The following is an 18,256-nucleotide window of genomic DNA, read 5'->3' as shown; positions in this document are numbered from 1 at the left end:
TGGTGTCCTAGCCGATGCCGGGGATGAGGGAAATGAACAGGTCAATGAGCTTGATTCCGAGGAAAGGCGCCACCAGGCCGCCCAGGCCATAGAGCAGCAGATTCCTGGCAAGCGCCTGGTTGGCGGACACTGCGCGGTATTTCACGCCGCGGAGCGCCAAGGGAACCAGTGCCAGGATGATGAGGGCGTTGAAGATCACCGCCGAAAGGATGGCGGACGACGGACTCGCCAAGCCCATGATGTTCAGCATCCCGAGCCCCGGGAACGCAGCAGTGAACAACGCCGGCACAATCGCGAAGTACTTGGCCACGTCATTGGCCACCGAGAACGTGGTCAGCGCCCCGCGGGTAATGAGCAGTTGCTTGCCGATGCCCACGATGTTGATCAGCTTGGTGGGATCGGAGTCCAGGTCCACCATGTTGGCCGCTTCCTTGGCAGCGGGTGTTCCCGAATTCATCGCCACCCCAACATCCGCGGCTGCCAAAGCCGGGGCGTCGTTGGTGCCGTCACCCGTCATGGCCACCAGCCGCCCTTCGCCCTGCTCGCGCCGGATGACGTCCAGTTTGTCCTCGGGCGTGGCTTCGGCCACAAAATCGTCCACGCCGGCTTCGGCCGCGATCGCTTTGGCCGTCACGGGGTTGTCTCCGGTGATCATCACGGTGCGGATTCCCATCCTGCGCAGCTCCGCGAACCGGGCGTGCATGCCGGGCTTGACCACATCGGCAAGGTGCACTGTTCCCAATACCCGCGCGCCGCCGTCGTACGTGTCTTCAGCCACCAGCAGTGGCGTGCCGCCCTGGGCGGAGATTTCCTGTACGCGCTGCTGGACTTCTGCAGGCATGTGCCCGCCGGATTCGCTGACGAAAAGTTCGACGGCGGTCGCGGCGCCTTTGCGGATCCGGCGCCCGTCCACGTCCAGGCCGCTCATGCGTGTGCTGGCCGTGAACTCCACGATGGTGAGTTCCTTGGATCCTGTGCGGAGTCCTTCCAATTCAGGGCCGTTTACGCCCTTGTCATTGGCCAGCTCCACAATGGAGCAGCCCTCAGGGGTTTCGTCTGCCAGGCTGGACAACCGTGCCGCAGTGATGAGGTCATGCAATTCCACATCGTTTGCCGGGAAGAAATTGACCGCCCGCCTGTTGCCGTACGTGATGGTTCCGGTCTTATCCAGCAACAGTGTGGTGATGTCGCCGGCTGTTTCCACGGCGCGGCCGGAGGTTGCCAGCACGTTGTGCTGGACCAGGCGGTCCATGCCTGCGATGCCGATGGCTGGAACCAAGGCGCCAATGGTGGTGGGGATGAGGCAAACCAACAGGGCAACCAGGACGATGGGCGACGGCGTTGCTCCCGCCAGCGACGCGAAAGGTGCCAGGGTCATGGTGACCACCAGGAACACGATGGTCAAGGACACCAGGAGGACATGCAGGGCGATCTCGTTGGGAGTCTTTTGGCGGACTGCTCCCTCAACGAGTTTGATCATCCGGTCTATGAACGTAGCTCCGGGTTCCGCTGTGATGCGGACCAGGATCCGGTCCGACAACACCTTGGTACCGCCGGTCACGGAGGAGCGGTCACCGCCGGATTCCCGGATGACCGGCGCAGATTCGCCGGTAATGGTGGACTCGTCCACGCTGGCCAGGCCGTCAATGATCTCGCCGTCAGAGGGGATGACATCGCCTGCTTCGCAGATCACAACGTCGTTCAGTGTGAGGTCAGTGCCCGGCACTTCCTTGGTGGTCCCGTCGTCCAGGCGGAGCCGGGCCATCACACCCTTGCGGCTGGACCGGAGGCTGTCCGCCTGGGCTTTTCCGCGGCCCTCGGCGATGGCCTCGGACAGCGTGCCGAAAAGGACAGTCAGCCAAAGCCACGCGGTCACCACAATGCCAAAGACGGCCGGCTTGACCACGCAAATCAACGTGCAGACGGCAGCGCCCACCAGCACCACGAACATGACGGGGGAGTGGACCATCTGCCGGGGGTCCAGTTTTTTGAAGGCCACGGGGAGAGCGGCGCGGATGGTTGCGGCATTGAGTTTCGCCGGCGCCTTGGTGTGGTGTTTGTGCTCCCCGGGGGTTCCGAGTGGGTTGCCGTCAGCATAGGTCAGTGCTGACGTGTCCGCGGCTGTTGCCGTGGTGGACCGGGTCATTTGATAAGTCCTTCTGCGAGGGGGCCCAAGGCGAGGGCCGGGAAGTAACTGAGGGCTGTCATGATCACCGTGACGCTGAGCAGGAGTGATCCAAAGAGCCCTCCGTGGGTGGGCACAGTTCCCGATGATGCCGGGATTTTCCTTTGCTGTGCCAAGGAACCTGCCAGTGCCAGCACCAGCGCGATGGGAAGGAACCGCCCCAGCAGCATGGCGATTCCGAGCATCACGGACAGGTATGGCCCGGAGCTGGTGATGCCGCCGAAAGCTGAGCCATTGTTGTTGGCGCCGGAGGTGAACGCGTACAACAACTCACTGAATTGGTGGGGTCCCGCCGCCGGTGCGTTGGCCATGACGTCCGGGAGCAGCGCTGTGATGCCGGCCAACACCAGCACCAAGGTTGGCGTGACCAGGATGTACAGGGCTGCGAGCTTCATTTCCCGCGGGCCGATCTTCTTGCCCAGGAACTCCGGTGTCCGGCCGACCATCAGCCCCGCGATGAAGACCGCGATGATGGCCAAAACCAGCATTCCGTACAGCCCGGATCCGGTGCCTCCGGGGGCCACCTCACCCAGCATCATGTTCACCATGGCGATTCCGCCCGCCAGTGGGGGAAGCGAATCATGCGCCACATTCACGGCTCCCGTGGAGGTGAGGGTAGTGGACGCGGCGAAGAGCGAGCTTGCGGCCGGACCCAGGCGTTGTTCGAAGCCCTCACCCAAGCCGCCGGCCGCCGTCGAAGCAGCGCCTTGGCCCGAAGCGACCGCCCAGCCCATCAGGGCAGTGGAGGTCAGCCAAAGAGCGGCCATCACGCCGGCAACTGTGAAGCCCTGGCGCCGGTCACCCACCATCCTTCCGTAGGTGCAGGGCAGGGCGGACGGGATGAGCAGGATCAGAAACACTTGGAACAGGCTGGTGAAGACGCTCGGATTCTCGAAGGGGTGGGCTGAATTGGCGTTGAAGTAGCCGCCGCCGTTGGTGCCCAGTACTTTGATGGCTTCCTGTGAGGCCACCGGTCCACCAGGAATCACCTGGGCGACTCCGGTGGCTTGGTTAACAACCTCGGTGGACCAGAAATTCTGTACGACGCCGCCCACCACCAATGCGGTGGCGCCCACCACGGCGATGGGCAGGAGAAGCCGGAAGGAGGCGCGGGTGACGTCTACCCAGAAATTGCCCAGGCGGTGGGTTTTGGTTCGCACGATGCCTCGGATCAAGGCCATCGCCACCACAACTCCAACCGCAGCAGAGAGGAAGTTCTGCACAGCCAGGAGGCACATCTGGACGAAGATGCCCACGGTGGCCTCCGGCACGTACGTTTGCCAGTTGGTGTTGGTAACAAAAGAGATGGCCGTGTTCATGGCGATCCACGGATCCACCCCCGGAAGTCCGTTGCTCCCGGGCAGCACGCCTTGAAGCCGCTGCAGGACAAAAATTGCCAGGATGGAAACGGCCGAAAAGACCAGAACGCTGCGCAGATATACAGACCAGCTCTGTTCAGTTCCGGCGTCCACCCCCGCCAGGCGATAGAACACCCGCTCCGGCCAGGAATGCGTACTTCCCGCGAAAACCCGTTCCATATAGACGCCTAAAGGCTTGTGCAACAGAACCAATGCGAGGAGCAGGACAACTATTTGGGTGATGAATGATGCAGTGCTGAAAACCATCTGCCGTCACCACTTTTCCGGGTGAAGCAACACAGCCAGCAAGTATCCGGCCATTGCCAGGCCAACGACGAACAATGCAATCCACATGATGGCGTCCATGTTCATTGACCGCTCACCGGGCCGTCACCGTCGATCATTGTGCCCAAGAGGTGGGCCACCCACATCACGATTCCCATGCTCGCCACGAGAATCGCCACAACAGCCACGTCGGCCATTGGAACGTCCTTTCATCCACGCCCCGTTCGCGGGGCTGATGTCAGTCAACTCCCGTGAAAGTGGCGAAAAGGCGTTCCTTACGGTTCCTTAACGCGGCGGCTCCAAATTTTGACGCGCTCTTAACGCCCGCGTCCGGCAGGTGGGCCTCCCAGGGCGATGGAGTGGCCCTTGGTTCTCCGCAGTAAACGCGGGGCGCAGGGCAATTTATCGGGTGAAGGACCACAAAATTGCGCCATTGTGGGCTATCTTGATCGTTAGGCGGCGCACATTGGAAATTCCTCCGGGAGAGTCCGCAGGCTGCTTAGTAATAATGTTGTTGATCCACGTTCCGCACGTTGCAATTGTTCTGTATCGATGAAAGGAAATGCCTTGGCTGTTTCTGTTGAATTGGGCAAAGCACTCGACAAATCCTACGAAAATGCGAGCCTGGACGAGGTCCTTGCCGCACCGCCGTCTGCACTTGCCGGACTGACCGACAAACACGATGAATTACTGGCAGGGCTGGGCATCAAGACGGTGCGCGACCTCGGCAGCAACAAATTCTTCGCCACCGCCGGCGTCTTGGTGGCACTGGCCGGAAAAGCTGACTAAAGACCAACGCGAAGCGGACGACGACGGGAGGTTCCCGTCGTCGTTCGCTTTTTCAGCGCAAAATCTCCACCAACGCCACCCAGGAAAACACCACCGCGCCGATCAGCGCCACGATGGTTCCGAGGGCCACCACCACCAGACCCACCGGAAGCGACACCACCAAAAGCACCCCGCCCACGGCATAGACCACCAGCGGGAAAACGAAGGACACGATGTGCTGGGCGTCCCAGCGATGCGGATGACCGGGAGTGCGGTCCTCCACGATTGCGCGGGCCGCCAGGAATGCGATGATCCCACCAGCCAGCGTTCCCACAAGGACCTCCACGCCGAAGGTCCACAACTCCTGCTCCGGGATGAGCGCTGCGCACGCCAGGACCACGCCCAGAATGAGCGCCGAGATGGCGGCACCCGCCCGCGCGGCAAGGCCTCGTGACTCGGCGATCTGCTTGATGTTGACGGACAGCGCCACAATCAACAGGCCTCCGAGCGCCGCCCCCGCACCGGCGATCGCCACGTTGAACTCGCTCCAGGAGGCCAATGCCGATTCCATGGGCCTAGGCTAGCCATCAGCGTTGGCCGGCGGAAGGCCAGCTGCGCACCGGAGTCAGGCGTACAACCCCTTCAGTAACTGCACCACCTGTTCGCACTCCCGGGGTGGCTCCTTCCTGGACCATGCCGCATAAACCCGCACGGGCGGGGCATCACGCACCGGCCTGTAGACGATGCCCCGCCGACGATATTGATGCGCTGTGGACTCAGCCGTGATCCCACGGGCCTTGCCGCTGCTGATCAGGTTCAGCCAATCGTCAACGTCATGGGTGGGAATCACGTCGCCAGGTCGCTCCGATTCGGGCCAGAGATCCAGCGTGGTGCTGCCGGTCCGCAGGTCCATGGCGACCGGCCGCTGGGCGATCCGTGCCAACGTCACCGATCGTTTGTGGGCCAGGGGGTCGTCGGAGGACATGGAGCAGTACCGCTTCTCCTCACCGATGCGCACATGCTCGACGGCGGCAGACTCAGGCAGCCGGCGGAGGATGGCGAGGTCTGTGCTCCCATCGGCCAGACCCGCGGTGGGCGTATTGGAGCGAACCAGGTGCAGCTCAGTGGATGCGAAAGTGGCTGCCCACCGGCGCTGGAACTCGGCGGTGTGCTGACCCAGCGCGGACCAGGCATAGCCGATCCGGAGGCGTCCCGTGCCTGCCCTGGCTTCGCCCTCCAGGTCAGCCAACAGAGCCAGGATTCGCCGGGCCTTGGCGAGCACACCCTCACCGGACGGGGTAAGGCCCACACTCCGGGTGGTGCGTTCCACGAGCCTTGTCCCGAGGGACTGCTCCAGGGCTGCAATATTGCGTGACACGGCGGCTTGGGACATTCGGAGTTCGATGGCGGCATCGGTAAAGGTGCCCTCATCCACCACGGCTACCAAGCACCGTAACTGCCTCAATTCGACGTCCATGAGGCCCATCCTATTCATGCGCCCAGCGTATAAATAGCGTTGTCCATGCATTTAGGGGATGCGTGGTGCAAGCGCAGAATCTCACCATGATCCAGACACGTGCAGCCGGCGCAAAGCCGTCCGGAAAGGCAGGCGGAGCTGCCACGCTCGTGGCCAGCGCACTTTCCAACCAGCTTGGTGCCGCGAGCGGTTCCCTTGCTTTCCCGGTCCTGGGGCCCGTTGGCGTGGTCGCCGTCCGCCAACTCATAGCCGCCGTCGTGCTCCTGCCGGTGGTCCGCCCGCGCCTGCGCGAACTGAGCTGGCCCCAATGGTGGCCGGTTCTTCTCCTCGCGCTGTCCTTCGGGACCATGAATCTGGCCCTGTACTCGTCCATTCAAAGGATTGGCCTTGGCTTGGCAGTGACCCTTGAGTTCCTTGGGCCCCTTGCTGTGGCACTGATCAGCTCGCGGCAGAAAAGCAGTGCGCTGTGTGCCATGGCGGCAGCAGTCGGGGTGGTGGCCATTACGCAGCCGGAAGCCTCCATGGACTTTCCCGGCATTGGATTCGGGCTCATCGCGGCGTGCAGTTGGGCGGCTTATATCCTTCTCAACCGGACGGTCGGCCAAAGGATCCAGGGGATCGAGGGAACAGCAGCCGCAACGGGAGTGTCCGCCACGCTCTTCCTGCCGGTCGCCGTCGTGATTTTCATCAACCAGCCCGTGGACGGCTTTTCGGTTCTCTGTGCTGTGGGCGCCGGAATCCTGGCATCTGTGCTGCCCTACGTGGCTGATCTGATGGCTCTGCGCAGGGTCCCGGCAAACCTGTTCGGTGTCCTCATGAGCATCAACCCGGTGTTCGCTGCGATCATCGGGGCGGTGGCCCTGCGCCAGGACCTTGCTGTGGGGCAGTGGGCCGGGATTGGGCTGATTGTTGCGGCGAACGCCACTGTCCTTTTGCTGGGCCGGAAGCGGGGACGAGGCCGGAAGCGGGGGCCGGGCCGGGGGTGCGGGCCGGGAAGTCCGGGGCCACAGAACGGCGCCGGTAACTGACGCTCATCAGCGCGGCGAGCGGTGCCAACAGCAGGAGCAGGATCCCCGTACTTACCGCAGCGGCGCATGTCAGCACTACCAGTCCGCCCATGAACAGCAGGCGGATGTCCGGTACATCGGGTAACGACAAGACGGCGGTAGCGGCCATTCCATGGGGTGACTTCACTTGTGCTCCTGCAGCGCATCCGGGGCTGATTTTTCCGGCTACTTATGAGTGGCCGGAACCCCGCAATAGTGTTGCGGGTTCAGGAGTCAGGTTGATCAGGGGCGGCGCAGGGGCATGTCCTTGGCCAATTTCACAACGATCTTCTGGTCGTTGCCAGGGTCCAGGGGGTCGTACCAGAGGGTTGTTTCCTGGCCGTCCACCACAGGCTCAGCGGCAGTTATCAGCAACGGGCGCTGCACCCAACGTTGAACCCCGCCCGCATCGTGGAACGTGAACGTCACCGTGGTGAGGATCTTCGCACTGTCGCTGAACGAGAGGTACCCCTTGTCGCTGACCCTCGCGGATGTCATGGTGCCTGTGCTCATCACCGTTGCTTCCAGGTGGGCGATGGTCCTGCGTTTGTGGGCAGCCCAAACTCCCAGGACCGCCAGCAGCAGTGAAATCGCCAGGCATCCGGCCCCCACCCAGATCAGGGCGGTTGGATAGCCAAGCCCGACGGCGGCCGCTGCCACTCCCAGCGCGGCGCCCAGCCACGCCAGGGTTCCGCCAAGGGTCAGGCCGAGTTTGTTGTGCTTCATGGCCACTGCGGTCCAGGCGATGGAGCTCAGCACCAATATCGGAATGCTTGAGATGACGGCCACGAGGGGGAGTAGTGGTGGTTCGATGTCCTCAAACGCTTCCACATGCGGCCAGCCGTAGCCCGCTGCCAATCCGCCGAGGAACTGGAAGGCCAGCGACACGACAATACTGATCGGTCCTGGGCGTTTGTTGGCACGCAGTCTCTTGAGGGCGATGGGGTCCACGGTGCTCATGGGCACATTAAACCGCGCGGATTTGATCAGGCGTGGACGCGCTGCCCGAACTGGCGTGGTGTCTATCCCGGAGTCTGCGCACGAGGTCCGTGAAGTTTCTTTTTAAACTCCGCGTCACGTTTGCGCAGGTCAGAGCACATATCCAGTGCCCATGTCGTTGGACCGCTGAATGCGCCCGTTGCCCTTTTCGGCCGTGTTGCAGCGCATCGACGACGTGACAGCGATGGGTGTGGCGGGTTCTGGGGCCCGCCCGGGGCGCCATCGCTGCGTAAACGGGCTAGTGCGGTCGGTCGTCTGAGTCGCGACCGACCGCACGATCCCGGGCACCGGACTCTGGTGAAACACAGAGAGGCAAACCTAGACTGACCGCATGGTGCAGACTCAGCCCCGCATGTTCCGCGTCGTCTCCCTTGCCTTCGTGACCTTGGCTTTCCTCGCCGGCTGTGCGGGCAGCGGGACCAGCCCGTTTGTTGGCGCCTGGGGTGAGCCCAACGATGCCAAAAAACCCTCTTTGGATCTCAAGTCCGACGGCAGCGCAACAGGAACGGACGGTTGCAACAGATTGATCGGCTCCTGGAAAGAGGACGGGAAGACCGTGAGTTTTGGCGGCTTTTCCTCGTCCCGAATGGCCTGCGAGGGTGTTGACACCTGGCTGTCCAACGCCGCAACCGCAAGGATCCAGGAGGACGGCAAGCTGGCGGTGTTCGGTCAGGACGGAACCCAGCTTGGAACCCTTGGGTCCAGCAAATAGGTCATATTCTCCAGCCACGGAATCTTCGGGGGTCAACGGTGTTGGAATCGAACGTTGAAGGCGTGGAACAGTCGGTTTCCACGGGAACATTGCCGGAATGGGAACGTGTTGACTCGCTGGTGGTCGCCTCCCATGAGCGGAACCGTGCCTGCCGCGACGGCGCGGTAGCTGACTACATTCCTGTCCTGGCCAGGGCTGATCCGGAGCTGTTCGGAATCTGCGTGGTGGAAGTGGACGGGGGAGTGCATGTGGCTGGCCAGGCGGAGGTGGAGTTCTCCATCCAATCCATCTCCAAGGCATTTGTCTATGCGCTGGTCTGTGAAGAGTACGGACATGCCGCGGTAGCTGACTTGGTGGGTGTGAACAACACGGGCCTGGCTTTCAACTCGGTGATGGCCATCGAACTCAACGACGGGCACCCCATGAACCCCATGGTCAACGCCGGCGCCCTCGCCACCACGGCGCTGATGCCCGGGTCAACGCCGGAGGAGCAATGGAAAGCTGTTCAGTCCGGCCTGTCAGCGTTCGCCGGGAGGGCCTTGGAAGTGGATGAGGAGGTCTACCAGTCGGAGGCCGCCACCAACACCCGGAACCGGGCCATCGCAGGTCTCCTGGAAAGCTACGGTCGAATCGACCGGGACCCGCAACAGGTAGTGGACGTCTACACCAGGCAATGCTCGCTGCGTGTCAGCGCCCGTGACCTTGCCCTGATGGGCGCAACCTTGGCCGATGGCGGCGTCAACCCGGTCACCGGCCAAAGGGTGGTTTCAGCCGATGTCTGCCGGGACACCCTGGCGGTGTTGGCAGCCAACGGGCTCTACGAACGGTCCGGTGAGTGGCTCTTTGAGATTGGGCTTCCCGGGAAGTCCGGTGTTTCCGGTGGATTGCTGACGGTCTCGCCGGGAAAGGCCGGAATCGGTGCCTTCTCTCCCCGGTTGGATCGGGCCGGCAACAGCGTCCGCGGGCAGCAGGCCACGGCCTACCTTTCCCGGGTGTTGGGCCTGAACATCTTCGCATCCCAAGCGTATGCCCCGCAGGCAGGGTCCGCGGGGGCCCGCTAGCACTGCGGTGCCGCCTGCCGGAGCTTCTACTTTGTGATCGCCCGCATGCTGTTGTTTCGCTTCTCATGGGTGAGCTCAGCCAAGCCGAGGGCTTCGAGCAGTGGCGGCATGTACATGCCGAACCTGCCCCGGTAGCCCTTCCTGAGGCCGTACCAACCGCCCACGGGGTTGCTCTCGCTGCGGCCCCACGCTTCCACCGTTCCTTCGGCTGCGTCCTTGCCTTCGTCGGCGGCTCCCAGCGGAACCCAATCACCCTGCTCCACGAGCCAGGCATGCAGGTCTTCGATGGCGCGGAGCTGGTACAACAGTTTTGTGGACCCGACCTGGCACACAATGGCCGGGGGATCCGCGGCCTCATCCCTGTACATGGTGTAGTCGGAAGAGCCCGGTGGCGTGGTCAGCTGCCAGGGATCGTCTTTGGTTCCAGCGGCCATGGTTGTCTCCTTCCTGAAGTAGTGAACACGCTACACAGAGTCGGGCTGTGCGTCTGCAGATTCCGGGTCCTCGGCAGCCGATGTCAGCGGATTCCGGAGCTCGTCCGTCATCATGCGTGCGGCGAACAGCGCCACAAAGGCCATGATTGGGCACACCAAGCCGGCAATGAAGAAGATGAGCCAGATGGGAACCACCTCGGCAACCGGTCCGGCCAGGGCCATGGAAACCGGCATCAGTGCCAGAGAAACAAAGAAGTCCAGGCTGGATATCCGGCCGAGCAAATGCCGTGGGACGCGTCGTTGCAGGAGCGTACCCCAGATGACGACGCCGACGCCCTCGGTGACACCGAAGATCAGCATCGCGGCCGCGAGCATCCACACACTGTCCATGAAACCAATGGCGGCAACCGGCAGGCTCCCCAGGCCCCACGTCACCACCATCACCGTCAGGTAGCGCCGGGGCAGAGGGAAGGACGCCGTCGCCAGTGCAGCCAAGGCACTTCCGACACCCATCACCGCCAGCAGGAAACCGAACATCCGCGAGTCCCCGCCCAACTGATCGCGGACGACGAAGGGGAGCAGCACCTCGATGGGGCCGATCAGGAACAGGACGGACAGGCATGCCCAGATCAAGGTCCACAGCAACCACGGGGTCCGGATGGTGTAGCTGAATCCTTCCCGAAGGTCCTTGAACAATGAGGACTTGGCCGGCACTCTGCTCGGAGTTTGAGATTCCAGTGCAGGAGTTTGAGTGTCCGGTGCTTGGGTGTCCGGTGCTTGGGTGTCCGGTGCTTGGGTGTCCGGTGCTTGGGTGTCCGGTTCCGCGGTGCCGGGGCCATTCGGTGCCTGACGGCTGAGCAGGTTCACAATCCCGAACGCCAGGAAGTGGCAAACGGCCACGCCGGCCACGGCATGCGCGGGGGACAGGATTGCCACCAGGATTCCCGCAATGGCGGGACCCGCAGCCTGCTGGAGGATCGGCCGCACCGTGCCCTCCAGGCCGTTCGCGGCCAAAAGGTCCTCTGCCGGCAGGATACGCGGAAGCATGGCCGAGTAGGCAGGGAAGAAGAACGCCTGCCCCACCCCCAGAACAAAAGCGCCGATGGCCAAGTGCCAGAGTTGAAGGACGTTGAGCATTGCCAGCAGCGTGATGGTGCCAATGACTGCCAGGTTGGCACCTTCCACGGCGATGATCAGGAGCCGTTGCGGGAAGCGATCGGCCGCGATGCCGCCCGCAAGCACGAACCCCACCAGGCCCACACTGGCCGCGGTGGCTACCAGGGACAACTCCAAAGGGCCGCCGCCGAGGTGGATCACCTCATAGACCATCGCCACGGCCCACATGCCGGATCCGAAGATCGAGATGGACAGCGCGGATATCAGCACCCGGAATTCACGGTGCGCAAAAGGACGCAGCGCCCTCAAAGCGGCCATTTCACTAGCCTAAGCCTGGCCGTGGACGCTGTGGAGGGGTGCCTATGGTGGAGGCCGCACGGGCCACCGTAGCGGGGTGCGGGAGGAAGCTACGTCATGAAGCGCCCGACGGCGGGGCGTCGTCGTCGATGTCCGGGCCTTCCGCCGGGTCCTGGCTGTGAATGCCGGTATCGTGTGAAACCCAGCCTTCCGTTTCACCCTCCGCAGGAGCGTCGGTATGGTGCCGGATGACATGCTCGTTCTTGTCTGTGGCCTTCATGACGGATACTTCCTGTCCTTGCTGGACTGCTTCCGTGAGTGCCTCCCAGTCTACGCCGCAGGTGTGCCGTTGTGAGGTCCGCCCTGCGCGGAATACTGTCCACATAAGGCGAAGTGAGGGCGTCGCACCACAAGCGTGTGACATAGTCTGAACCCAGCAGTTCCCCCGTTTTAGACCCCGCTGCCAAGGAGAGGTGAAGATGCCCAAGCGCCCCAACCCTGCGGTGAAAATCGCCCAGGAAACAGCCCACAATGCTGTGTTTGATGAGCAAGGCAACACCAAGCCAGGCGTACACAACGTGCTGCTGAAAGCAGTGGAGGTCCAGCGACCCCTGGTCCTGGCCAATCTGCGAAGACTCCAACGACGCCACCCCAACGACTCCCCGGCGCAGCTTGCCGCCAAACTTGAACGCCACTACCTGCTGGCCATCTCCGGAGGGGGCGCTGCAGTGGGTGCTACTGCGGTCGTACCTGGCATCGGAACCGCAGCATCGCTGGGACTGTCCGCGCTGGCGACCGTCGGTTTCCTGGAAACCACCGCACTGTACGCGTCATCCTTGGCGGAGCTTCACGGCATCAGGCTCACCGATCCCGTGCGCGCACAGACCATGGTCATGGCCATCATGCTGGGTGAGGAAGGCACGTCCATGTTGGGCGCGCTGAGCGGTCAGTCGTTGGGACGCGGCAAAGGCGTGACCAACGCCTGGGGCAGGACCCTCACCAAGAAGATCCCAGGCAGCGGCTTTGGCGTCATCCGGGACTCCATCCAACGTGCGTTCTTGAAGAACCTCGTGAAGCGGCAAGGTTCTGCGTTCCTTGGCCGCGCCCTGCCGTTCGGTGTAGGCGCCGTGGTGGGTGGTGCCGGCAACCTGATGATGGGCCGGGCGGTCGTTTCCACGGCGAAGGAGGCATTCGGCCCGCTGCCGGACACTGTTCCGGGCGAACTGCTCCCCAACGCACCACATAACGTTGTCGCTCCCGAGGCGACACCCGACAACCTGACGCTGGAAGGTGGCAACAGTGGATCTGAACGCTGATCTGGGGGAGTCCTTCGGCTCCTGGACTATGGGGGACGATGCTTCCATGTTCGGCATCGTCAGCAGCGCAAACGTGGCCTGCGGATTCCATGCCGGAGATCCCCTCACCATGCTGGACAGCTGCCGGGCCGCGTTCGAACTGGATGTCCGTGTGGGGGCGCACGTGGGTTACCGGGATTTGGCAGGCTTCGGCCGGCGTTCCCTGGACATGACGTTCGACGAGCTTTTTGGGGACGTGCTCTACCAACTGGGCGCTCTTGATGGCATGGCCCACGCGGTGGGAGCGTCCGTGGACTACGTGAAGCCGCACGGCGCCCTCTACAACAGGATTGTCCGTGACGCCGAGCAGGCCGAGGCCGTTGTTGCGGCGGTCCACGCCTACGATCCTGGGCTCCCTGTGCTCGGCCTGCCGGGTTCGGAGTGGTTGCGGCTGGCAGAGGAATCCGGACATCCAGTGTTCCGGGAAGCTTTCGTGGACAGGGCCTACCTACCCGACGGCACGCTGGTTCCCCGGACGCAGGAAGGCTCCGTGCTGCACGATCCCGCTGCAGTGGTGGCCCAGGCCGTCCGGCTGGCAACGCGCAAGGAAGTGCTGGCCATCGATGGATCAATTGTTCCCGTTCAGGCTGACTCCCTGTGCATCCACGGCGATACCCCGGGTGCGGTGGACATGGCGGCGGCCGTCAAGGAGGGCCTGGAACAGGCCGGCGTGCAAATTGAGGCATTCGCGTAGCGTCGTGAGCAGATCAGTGGTGGGACGCAGTTCTTTGTAGAGGAGTTCCTAATGGGTGCCGTTGTGGTGGATCCGGGGTCCTTGACCCTTGTACTTAGTCCCGGGCAGGTTTTGGACCGTGCATCCCTGCATTTGGCCAACGCCCTGTTGGGAAACCGGGACTCTGCCGCCGGCCTCGAAGTGCTGGTGGGTGGCCTCCGGCTCCGCTTCGTCACCGGAACGTCCATTGCCGTCACCGGCGCCGAGGGCTTGGTGACGCTCAACGGTGCCGAGCTGCCCCTGAACACGGCAGTCCGGGTGGCTCCCGGCGCAGTCCTGGAATGTGCTCCGGCGTTGTTCGGGATCCGGTACTACGTGGCCGTGCAGGGAGGCATTCCGGTCCAATCTGAACCATTGCGCGCCGGTGCATCCCTCACCTTTGGGCCGCCCCACGGACACGCTCCGCGGTTGGATCACGCACCGGCTCGACGGGCAGTGGACCCCAAACGGCCGGTGGTGGCCCGGGTTTCCCGCTCAGCCCACGCCACCATTGACGACGCCGGCACGTGGCTGCGGTTGACCACAGAACCATGGATTCTCTCCCCGGAGTCGGACCGGGTGGGGGCGCGGTTGGTGGGCCGGCCGCTGGGGGTGACTGCAGCTCCAGCAGCCCAGCCCCAACCGTTGACTTCCGGCTCGGTCCTGTTGCCGCCGTCGGGCCTTCCTGTCATTGCACTGGCCGGGCACCCGGCCACGGCGGAGTCGCCTGTGATCGCGGTGGTCCGCGACGAAGACCTGGACATGATCGGCCAAGCAAGGCCGGGACAGATGGTGCATCTACTGGGAGGCGCGGGATGCTGAAGGAAATCGCTGAGGGCGTTCTGGTTCACCAGAGCGAGTTCATCCAGAGTAATTCCTTGGTGGTCCAGGGACGGGAAGGCGTACTGCTCATCGACCCCGGGATAACCGCAGCTGAGATGGCATCCCTCGCCGAGGATCTCCGCGGGCTGGGCCAGCAGGTGGTGGCGGGTTTCTCGACGCATCCTGATTGGGACCATGTGCTGTGGCACCCCGATTTCGGCCACCCGCCACGCTACGGGACAGCCCGCTGTGCGGACTCCATTCAGGGAGTGCTGAAGCGGGCCGACTGGCGGGAAATCGTCGCGGAGGGGCTGCCCCCGGAACACGCCCACCAAATTCCCATGGAGCTGCTGGGGCTCATTTCCGGGCTCCCTGCCGATGCGGCGGAGATCCCCTGGGATGGCCCCACCGTCCGGATCCTTGAACACCAGGGCCATGCGCCAGGTCACGCGGGATTGCTCATCGAGGAACGCGGAGTCCTGGTGGCCGGGGACATGCTGTCCGATACCTTGATGCCTTTCCTGGACCTTCAAGCCGAGGATCCGATCACCGACTACCTTGCCGGGCTGCGGCTGTTCGAAAGCGTGGCGGATGACGTCAGCCTGGTGGTCCCAGGGCATGGCTCGGTAGGTGTGGGCCAACTGCGGGCTCGCATCGCGCAGGACCGCTCGTACGTGGAGGCCCTCCGTGACGGCCGGGCTGCTGACGATCCCCGCGTCAGTCCGGGGGCCCCGCTGGAGTGGCTGGCCGATGTGCACCAATGGCAGGTCCAGCAGCTCGCTGAAAAGGGGCGCGGGTAAGCCCTGAACCTACCCGAACAGCTGAACTTACCCGAAAAGCAGGTGCGCCACGGTGAAGATTGCCAGCCCCGCCAGCGCACCCACCACTGTGCCGTTAATCCGGATGTACTGAAGGTCCTTGCCCACCTGCAGCTCGATCTTCTGCGACGTTTCCTGGGCATCCCACCGTGCCACGGTGTCCGAGATGACGCCGGCGATGTCCGAACGGTAGGTGTTGACGAGGTAGCCGGCGGCATCGCCGATCCAGGCGTTGACCTTGCCCGCGAGTTCGTCGTCGTTGACCAGCCGCGATCCGAAGTCGCGTACGGCACCCTTGAAACGCTGGCTCAGTTCGCTGTCGGGATCGTCGACGGCGTTGAGCAGCGCGGTCTTCACCGTTCCCCAGGTGCGGGAGGCCAGTTCCCGGACTTCGGGGTCGCCAAGGATCTGCGACTTGATGGTCTCGGCACGCTCGATCATGGCGGGATCGTGCTGCAGGTCCTGCGCCAGATCCGTGAGGTACGCGTCAATGGACTGGCGCACCTGGTGGTTTTGATCGGACTGGACTGCGCGGACAAACTTGGACAGTTCAACGTAGACCCTGTCTCCCACCAGACCGTCCACGAAGGTGGGCACCCACAGCGGAGACCGGTCGGAGACCAGCCTGTTCACCGTGGCATGGTTGGCGTCCACCCAGTCGGCGGCGCGGTCAACCAGCAGGTCAACCAGCTTGTGGTGGTGTCCGTCAGCGAAGATCCGTTCGGCCATCCGTCCCACGGGCGGGCCCCACGGCGGGGTGAGCAGGTGCTTGCGGACCATTCCCTCAATGACGGCCTGCACGTCGTCATCATTCAGCACCGTGAACGCGCCACGGATGATCGCGCCGCCTTCCTTGGCAACGCGCTCTGCGCCGCCCGGGGCTGACAGCCACGTCCCGGCTTTCCGGGCAATATCGATGCTGGCCAACTTGTCCTGCACCACCTCCTGCGACAGGAAGTTGCTTTCCACGAAGTCGCTGAGGGATTCGCCGATCTGGTCCTTGCGGCGCGGAATGATGGCAGTGTGCGGGATTTTCAGGCCCATGGGGTACTTGAACAGCGCGGTCACGGCGAACCAGTCGGCCAGCGCGCCCACCATGCCGCCTTCAGCTGCCGCCCGGACGTACTCCAGCCACGGGTACTGCTTCTGAAACGCGAAAGCCAGCGTGAAGATCACAGCCATGGCGATCAACAGGCCCAGTGCCAGCCTCTTCATGCGGAGAAGGGCAGCCGCTTTTTCAAGATCACCAGCGGAAAGACCGACGACGGCGGAACGGCCCCGCGCGCGTGCGGCACCTGTCGCCGGGGCCGGGGCCGGGGCCGGGGCCGGGGCCGGGGTGGTGGGGTTGGTGACGTCTTCGGTTGGGATTTGTTCAGAGTTCACCTGCATAAGCCCAGCGTAGCCCCCGCGTGTCCAGCCAGGTGGGCTACCGTGTCCCCATGACTAGCGACGACTTCGCCCCTGGCCGGCCCAAGGTCTACGCCCACCGCGGTGCCAGCGCTGCTTTCGCAGAGCACACCCGCGCCGCCTATCTGAAGGCAATCGCTGATGGCGCCGACGGTGTGGAGTGCGATGTCCATCTGACCCGGGATCAGCATGTGGTGCTGCTGCACGACGCCAACCTGGACAGGACATCCACCGGGACAGGGCCAGTGGCAGAGCACACCTTGGAGGAGCTCAGGGCGTTGGACTTCTCCTCGTGGAAGGGCGCACGGATTCCGGAGGCCTACGGGGGAGTGTCTGATCAGTTCCTCACCTTGCCGGAGTTGCTGGACATCCTGCGCGGGGCGGGACGCGAGATAGGCCTGGCGATCGAGCTCAAACACCCCAGCCCTTACAAACTGAAGTTGGAGGAGCGAGTTCTGGCCCTGTTGGAGGATGAGGGATGGACTCCGGAAGAATCACGGCTGGAGAACATCCGGATCTCCTTCATGAGCTTCGATACAGACTCGGTCCAGCGGCTTCTGCAGAGTGTTCCGGGACAGCACATCTGCCAGTTGGTGGATGACTTCACTGTGAAGGAGATCCGGGAGGAGCTCGGCTTGGGATTCCTTACCGGAGGTGCGGTGGCCAATGTCATGCGGGCAACCCAGCTCGAGGCTGAACGCGTTCTGGACGAAGGCGAAGTGGACATTGCCGGCCCGGGCATTGAATACGTGAGGGAGCATGCCCGCAACGTTCAGCGTTGGTTGGAAGCGGGCCGCATTTTCCGGGTGTGGACCGTTGACTCGGAAAAAGACGTTGCTCTCTGCCAGGGCCTGGGCATCCAGGAGATCACCACCAACAAGCCGGCGCAGGTGCTCGCGCAGCTCATGGTCTCCAGCTGACTTTGGGGGTTACCGCGCTTGTGATTGAGTGGTCTCATGTCATTTCGCTGGTCAGCACAAGCAACCCGAACCACCTCCGCAGTCGCTTTAAGCGGATTGCTCCTGGCCAGCGCCGCAAAGCACTTCCGCAATCCCAAGTTCTACTATCCTGTGGTTCCGGATTACCTGTGCCGCAAGGATGAGCCGGGCAGCCTTCCCAACGGTCCCCTGGCAGTTATGTCCCGCGAGGAATGGGTTGCGTCGTCGGGCCTGCTTGAGGTGGCCGCTGCCGTCGGGCTTTTGATTCCGGCGACGCGAAAGGTTGCCGCGGACGCGACCACCGCGATGTTTGTTGCATTCCTTGCCGGGCATATTGATGCCCTGCGACGCGCCTACGGGCCCCATGGCACGGCCAATGAGCGCCGCGTCCACACTGTTCGCCTGCCCCTCCAGATTCCACTCATCCTCTGGTCGTGGAGCCTGCGGAAATGACGAGGGGTCCTGC

General features: G+C 63.4%; 20 protein-coding genes. 10 read left to right on the top strand and 10 right to left on the bottom strand.

Annotated features, from left to right (window positions below):
• Window positions 1-7 precede the first annotated feature (7 nt).
• The 3 genes from kdpB to BMY91_RS16150 are packed head-to-tail and all read right to left on the bottom strand — an operon-like array spanning window position 8 to window position 3,915.
• Complete coding sequence (gene kdpB, locus BMY91_RS16160) at window positions 8-2,146, bottom strand: potassium-transporting ATPase subunit KdpB (RefSeq protein ID WP_090823711.1); 2,139 nt, start codon at window positions 2,144-2,146, stop codon at window positions 8-10.
• Window positions 2,143-3,810, bottom strand: a complete 1,668-nt coding sequence (gene kdpA, locus BMY91_RS16155) for a potassium-transporting ATPase subunit KdpA (protein WP_090823709.1) — start codon at window positions 3,808-3,810, stop codon at window positions 2,143-2,145. Before kdpA ends, kdpB begins: the two co-directional genes overlap by 4 nt.
• A 6-nt stretch (window positions 3,811-3,816) precedes the next feature.
• The gene (locus BMY91_RS16150) at window positions 3,817-3,915 is read right to left on the bottom strand and encodes a potassium-transporting ATPase subunit F (protein ID WP_090823707.1); all 99 of its coding nucleotides are present in this window, start codon (window positions 3,913-3,915) and stop codon (window positions 3,817-3,819) included.
• A gap of 480 nt (window positions 3,916-4,395) precedes the next feature.
• Between BMY91_RS16150 and BMY91_RS16145 the strand changes: the two genes are divergently transcribed.
• Window positions 4,396-4,617, top strand: coding sequence for a hypothetical protein (locus BMY91_RS16145; RefSeq protein ID WP_090823705.1), 222 nt, complete (start codon window positions 4,396-4,398; stop codon window positions 4,615-4,617).
• Between the two features lie 52 nt (window positions 4,618-4,669).
• Here BMY91_RS16145 and BMY91_RS16140 read toward each other — a convergent pair whose 3' ends face one another.
• Both BMY91_RS16140 and BMY91_RS16135 read right to left on the bottom strand, forming a co-directional pair.
• Window positions 4,670-5,167 (bottom strand): hypothetical protein, encoded by a 498-nt coding sequence (locus BMY91_RS16140; protein WP_090823703.1) that lies wholly within the window; start codon window positions 5,165-5,167, stop codon window positions 4,670-4,672.
• Window positions 5,168-5,221: 54 nt separating this feature from the next.
• Window positions 5,222-6,091, bottom strand: coding sequence for a LysR family transcriptional regulator (locus BMY91_RS16135; RefSeq protein WP_256212783.1), 870 nt, complete (start codon window positions 6,089-6,091; stop codon window positions 5,222-5,224).
• Window positions 6,092-6,159: 68 nt separating this feature from the next.
• Here BMY91_RS16135 and BMY91_RS16130 point away from each other — a divergent pair, with 68 nt between their 5' ends.
• Window positions 6,160-7,101, top strand: a complete 942-nt coding sequence (locus BMY91_RS16130; protein WP_090824077.1) for an EamA family transporter — start codon at window positions 6,160-6,162, stop codon at window positions 7,099-7,101.
• A 261-nt stretch (window positions 7,102-7,362) separates the two neighbouring features.
• Here BMY91_RS16130 and BMY91_RS16125 read toward each other — a convergent pair whose 3' ends face one another.
• Entirely contained in the window at window positions 7,363-8,079 is a 717-nt protein-coding gene (locus tag BMY91_RS16125) for a hypothetical protein (protein WP_090823701.1), read from the bottom strand.
• Between the two features lie 370 nt (window positions 8,080-8,449).
• Between BMY91_RS16125 and BMY91_RS16120 the strand changes: the two genes are divergently transcribed.
• Together BMY91_RS16120 and glsA are read left to right on the top strand one after the other, a co-directional pair.
• Entirely contained in the window at window positions 8,450-8,830 is a 381-nt protein-coding gene (locus tag BMY91_RS16120; protein ID WP_090823699.1) for an META domain-containing protein, read from the top strand.
• Window positions 8,831-8,868: 38 nt separating this feature from the next.
• A complete protein-coding gene (gene glsA, locus BMY91_RS16115; RefSeq protein WP_090823697.1) occupies window positions 8,869-9,891 on the top strand; it encodes a glutaminase A in 1,023 nt (340 codons plus the stop codon).
• A gap of 26 nt (window positions 9,892-9,917) precedes the next feature.
• On the opposite strand, the gene BMY91_RS16110 is transcribed toward glsA, so the two are convergent.
• The 3 genes from BMY91_RS16110 to BMY91_RS23180 form a co-directional block, all read right to left on the bottom strand.
• The gene (locus BMY91_RS16110) at window positions 9,918-10,325 is read right to left on the bottom strand and encodes a DUF6855 family protein (protein ID WP_090823695.1); all 408 of its coding nucleotides are present in this window, start codon (window positions 10,323-10,325) and stop codon (window positions 9,918-9,920) included.
• A 30-nt stretch (window positions 10,326-10,355) separates the two neighbouring features.
• Window positions 10,356-11,759 carry an MFS transporter gene (locus tag BMY91_RS16105; RefSeq protein WP_090823693.1) on the bottom strand — a complete coding sequence of 468 codons (1,404 nt, stop codon included), beginning with the start codon at window positions 11,757-11,759 and terminating at the stop codon, window positions 10,356-10,358.
• Between the two features lie 94 nt (window positions 11,760-11,853).
• On the bottom strand, window positions 11,854-12,018 hold the full coding sequence (locus tag BMY91_RS23180) for a hypothetical protein (RefSeq protein WP_175538769.1): 165 nt from the start codon (window positions 12,016-12,018) through the stop codon (window positions 11,854-11,856).
• Between the two features lie 199 nt (window positions 12,019-12,217).
• On the opposite strand from BMY91_RS23180, the gene BMY91_RS16100 reads away from it, so the two are divergent.
• Genes BMY91_RS16100 through BMY91_RS16085 form a run of 4 tightly spaced genes read left to right on the top strand, consistent with a single transcriptional unit; the run spans window position 12,218 to window position 15,427 of the window.
• Window positions 12,218-13,054, top strand: a complete 837-nt coding sequence (locus tag BMY91_RS16100) for a hypothetical protein (RefSeq protein ID WP_090823691.1) — start codon at window positions 12,218-12,220, stop codon at window positions 13,052-13,054.
• On the top strand, window positions 13,038-13,787 hold the full coding sequence (locus BMY91_RS16095; RefSeq protein ID WP_090823689.1) for a LamB/YcsF family protein: 750 nt from the start codon (window positions 13,038-13,040) through the stop codon (window positions 13,785-13,787). The genes BMY91_RS16100 and BMY91_RS16095 overlap by 17 nt, the downstream gene beginning before the upstream one ends.
• A 51-nt stretch (window positions 13,788-13,838) precedes the next feature.
• Entirely contained in the window at window positions 13,839-14,627 is a 789-nt protein-coding gene (locus BMY91_RS16090; protein ID WP_090823688.1) for a 5-oxoprolinase subunit C family protein, read from the top strand.
• Window positions 14,621-15,427: an MBL fold metallo-hydrolase gene (locus BMY91_RS16085; protein ID WP_090823686.1), complete on the top strand. Its 807-nt coding sequence runs from the start codon at window positions 14,621-14,623 to the stop codon at window positions 15,425-15,427. The genes BMY91_RS16090 and BMY91_RS16085 overlap by 7 nt, the downstream gene beginning before the upstream one ends.
• Before the next feature lie 27 nt (window positions 15,428-15,454).
• Here BMY91_RS16085 and BMY91_RS16080 read toward each other — a convergent pair whose 3' ends face one another.
• A complete protein-coding gene (locus BMY91_RS16080; protein WP_090823684.1) occupies window positions 15,455-16,834 on the bottom strand; it encodes a DUF445 domain-containing protein in 1,380 nt (459 codons plus the stop codon).
• 50 nt (window positions 16,835-16,884) lie between these two features.
• Between BMY91_RS16080 and BMY91_RS16075 the strand changes: the two genes are divergently transcribed.
• Together BMY91_RS16075 and BMY91_RS16070 are read left to right on the top strand one after the other, a co-directional pair.
• On the top strand, window positions 16,885-17,772 hold the full coding sequence (locus BMY91_RS16075) for a glycerophosphodiester phosphodiesterase (RefSeq protein WP_090824075.1): 888 nt from the start codon (window positions 16,885-16,887) through the stop codon (window positions 17,770-17,772).
• Between the two features lie 36 nt (window positions 17,773-17,808).
• Complete coding sequence (locus tag BMY91_RS16070; RefSeq protein ID WP_090823682.1) at window positions 17,809-18,243, top strand: DoxX family protein; 435 nt, start codon at window positions 17,809-17,811, stop codon at window positions 18,241-18,243.
• Window positions 18,244-18,256: the final 13 nt, after the last annotated feature.

It is taken from the genome of Arthrobacter sp. yr096, from assembly GCF_900108925.1.
GTDB lineage: Bacteria > Actinomycetota > Actinomycetes > Actinomycetales > Micrococcaceae > Arthrobacter.
This window is presented reverse-complemented; position numbering and strand designations above follow the sequence as displayed.

Coding starts and splice junctions, on each gene's coding strand:
- BMY91_RS16105 (WP_090823693.1), bottom strand. CDS start 11,759: ATGGCCGCTTTGAGGGCGCTGCGTCCTTTTGCGCACCGTGAATTCCGG.
- BMY91_RS16100 (WP_090823691.1), top strand. CDS start 12,218: ATGCCCAAGCGCCCCAACCCTGCGGTGAAAATCGCCCAGGAAACAGCC.
- BMY91_RS16070 (WP_090823682.1), top strand. CDS start 17,809: ATGTCATTTCGCTGGTCAGCACAAGCAACCCGAACCACCTCCGCAGTC.
- BMY91_RS16075 (WP_090824075.1), top strand. CDS start 16,885: ATGACTAGCGACGACTTCGCCCCTGGCCGGCCCAAGGTCTACGCCCAC.
- BMY91_RS16125 (WP_090823701.1), bottom strand. CDS start 8,079: ATGAGCACCGTGGACCCCATCGCCCTCAAGAGACTGCGTGCCAACAAA.
- kdpA (WP_090823709.1), bottom strand. CDS start 3,810: ATGGTTTTCAGCACTGCATCATTCATCACCCAAATAGTTGTCCTGCTC.
- BMY91_RS16130 (WP_090824077.1), top strand. CDS start 6,160: ATGATCCAGACACGTGCAGCCGGCGCAAAGCCGTCCGGAAAGGCAGGC.
- kdpB (WP_090823711.1), bottom strand. CDS start 2,146: ATGACCCGGTCCACCACGGCAACAGCCGCGGACACGTCAGCACTGACC.
- BMY91_RS23180 (WP_175538769.1), bottom strand. CDS start 12,018: ATGAAGGCCACAGACAAGAACGAGCATGTCATCCGGCACCATACCGAC.
- BMY91_RS16150 (WP_090823707.1), bottom strand. CDS start 3,915: ATGAACATGGACGCCATCATGTGGATTGCATTGTTCGTCGTTGGCCTG.
- BMY91_RS16120 (WP_090823699.1), top strand. CDS start 8,450: ATGGTGCAGACTCAGCCCCGCATGTTCCGCGTCGTCTCCCTTGCCTTC.
- BMY91_RS16140 (WP_090823703.1), bottom strand. CDS start 5,167: ATGGAATCGGCATTGGCCTCCTGGAGCGAGTTCAACGTGGCGATCGCC.
- BMY91_RS16085 (WP_090823686.1), top strand. CDS start 14,621: ATGCTGAAGGAAATCGCTGAGGGCGTTCTGGTTCACCAGAGCGAGTTC.
- BMY91_RS16080 (WP_090823684.1), bottom strand. CDS start 16,834: ATGCAGGTGAACTCTGAACAAATCCCAACCGAAGACGTCACCAACCCC.
- BMY91_RS16135 (WP_256212783.1), bottom strand. CDS start 6,091: ATGAATAGGATGGGCCTCATGGACGTCGAATTGAGGCAGTTACGGTGC.
- BMY91_RS16110 (WP_090823695.1), bottom strand. CDS start 10,325: ATGGCCGCTGGAACCAAAGACGATCCCTGGCAGCTGACCACGCCACCG.
- BMY91_RS16090 (WP_090823688.1), top strand. CDS start 13,839: ATGGGTGCCGTTGTGGTGGATCCGGGGTCCTTGACCCTTGTACTTAGT.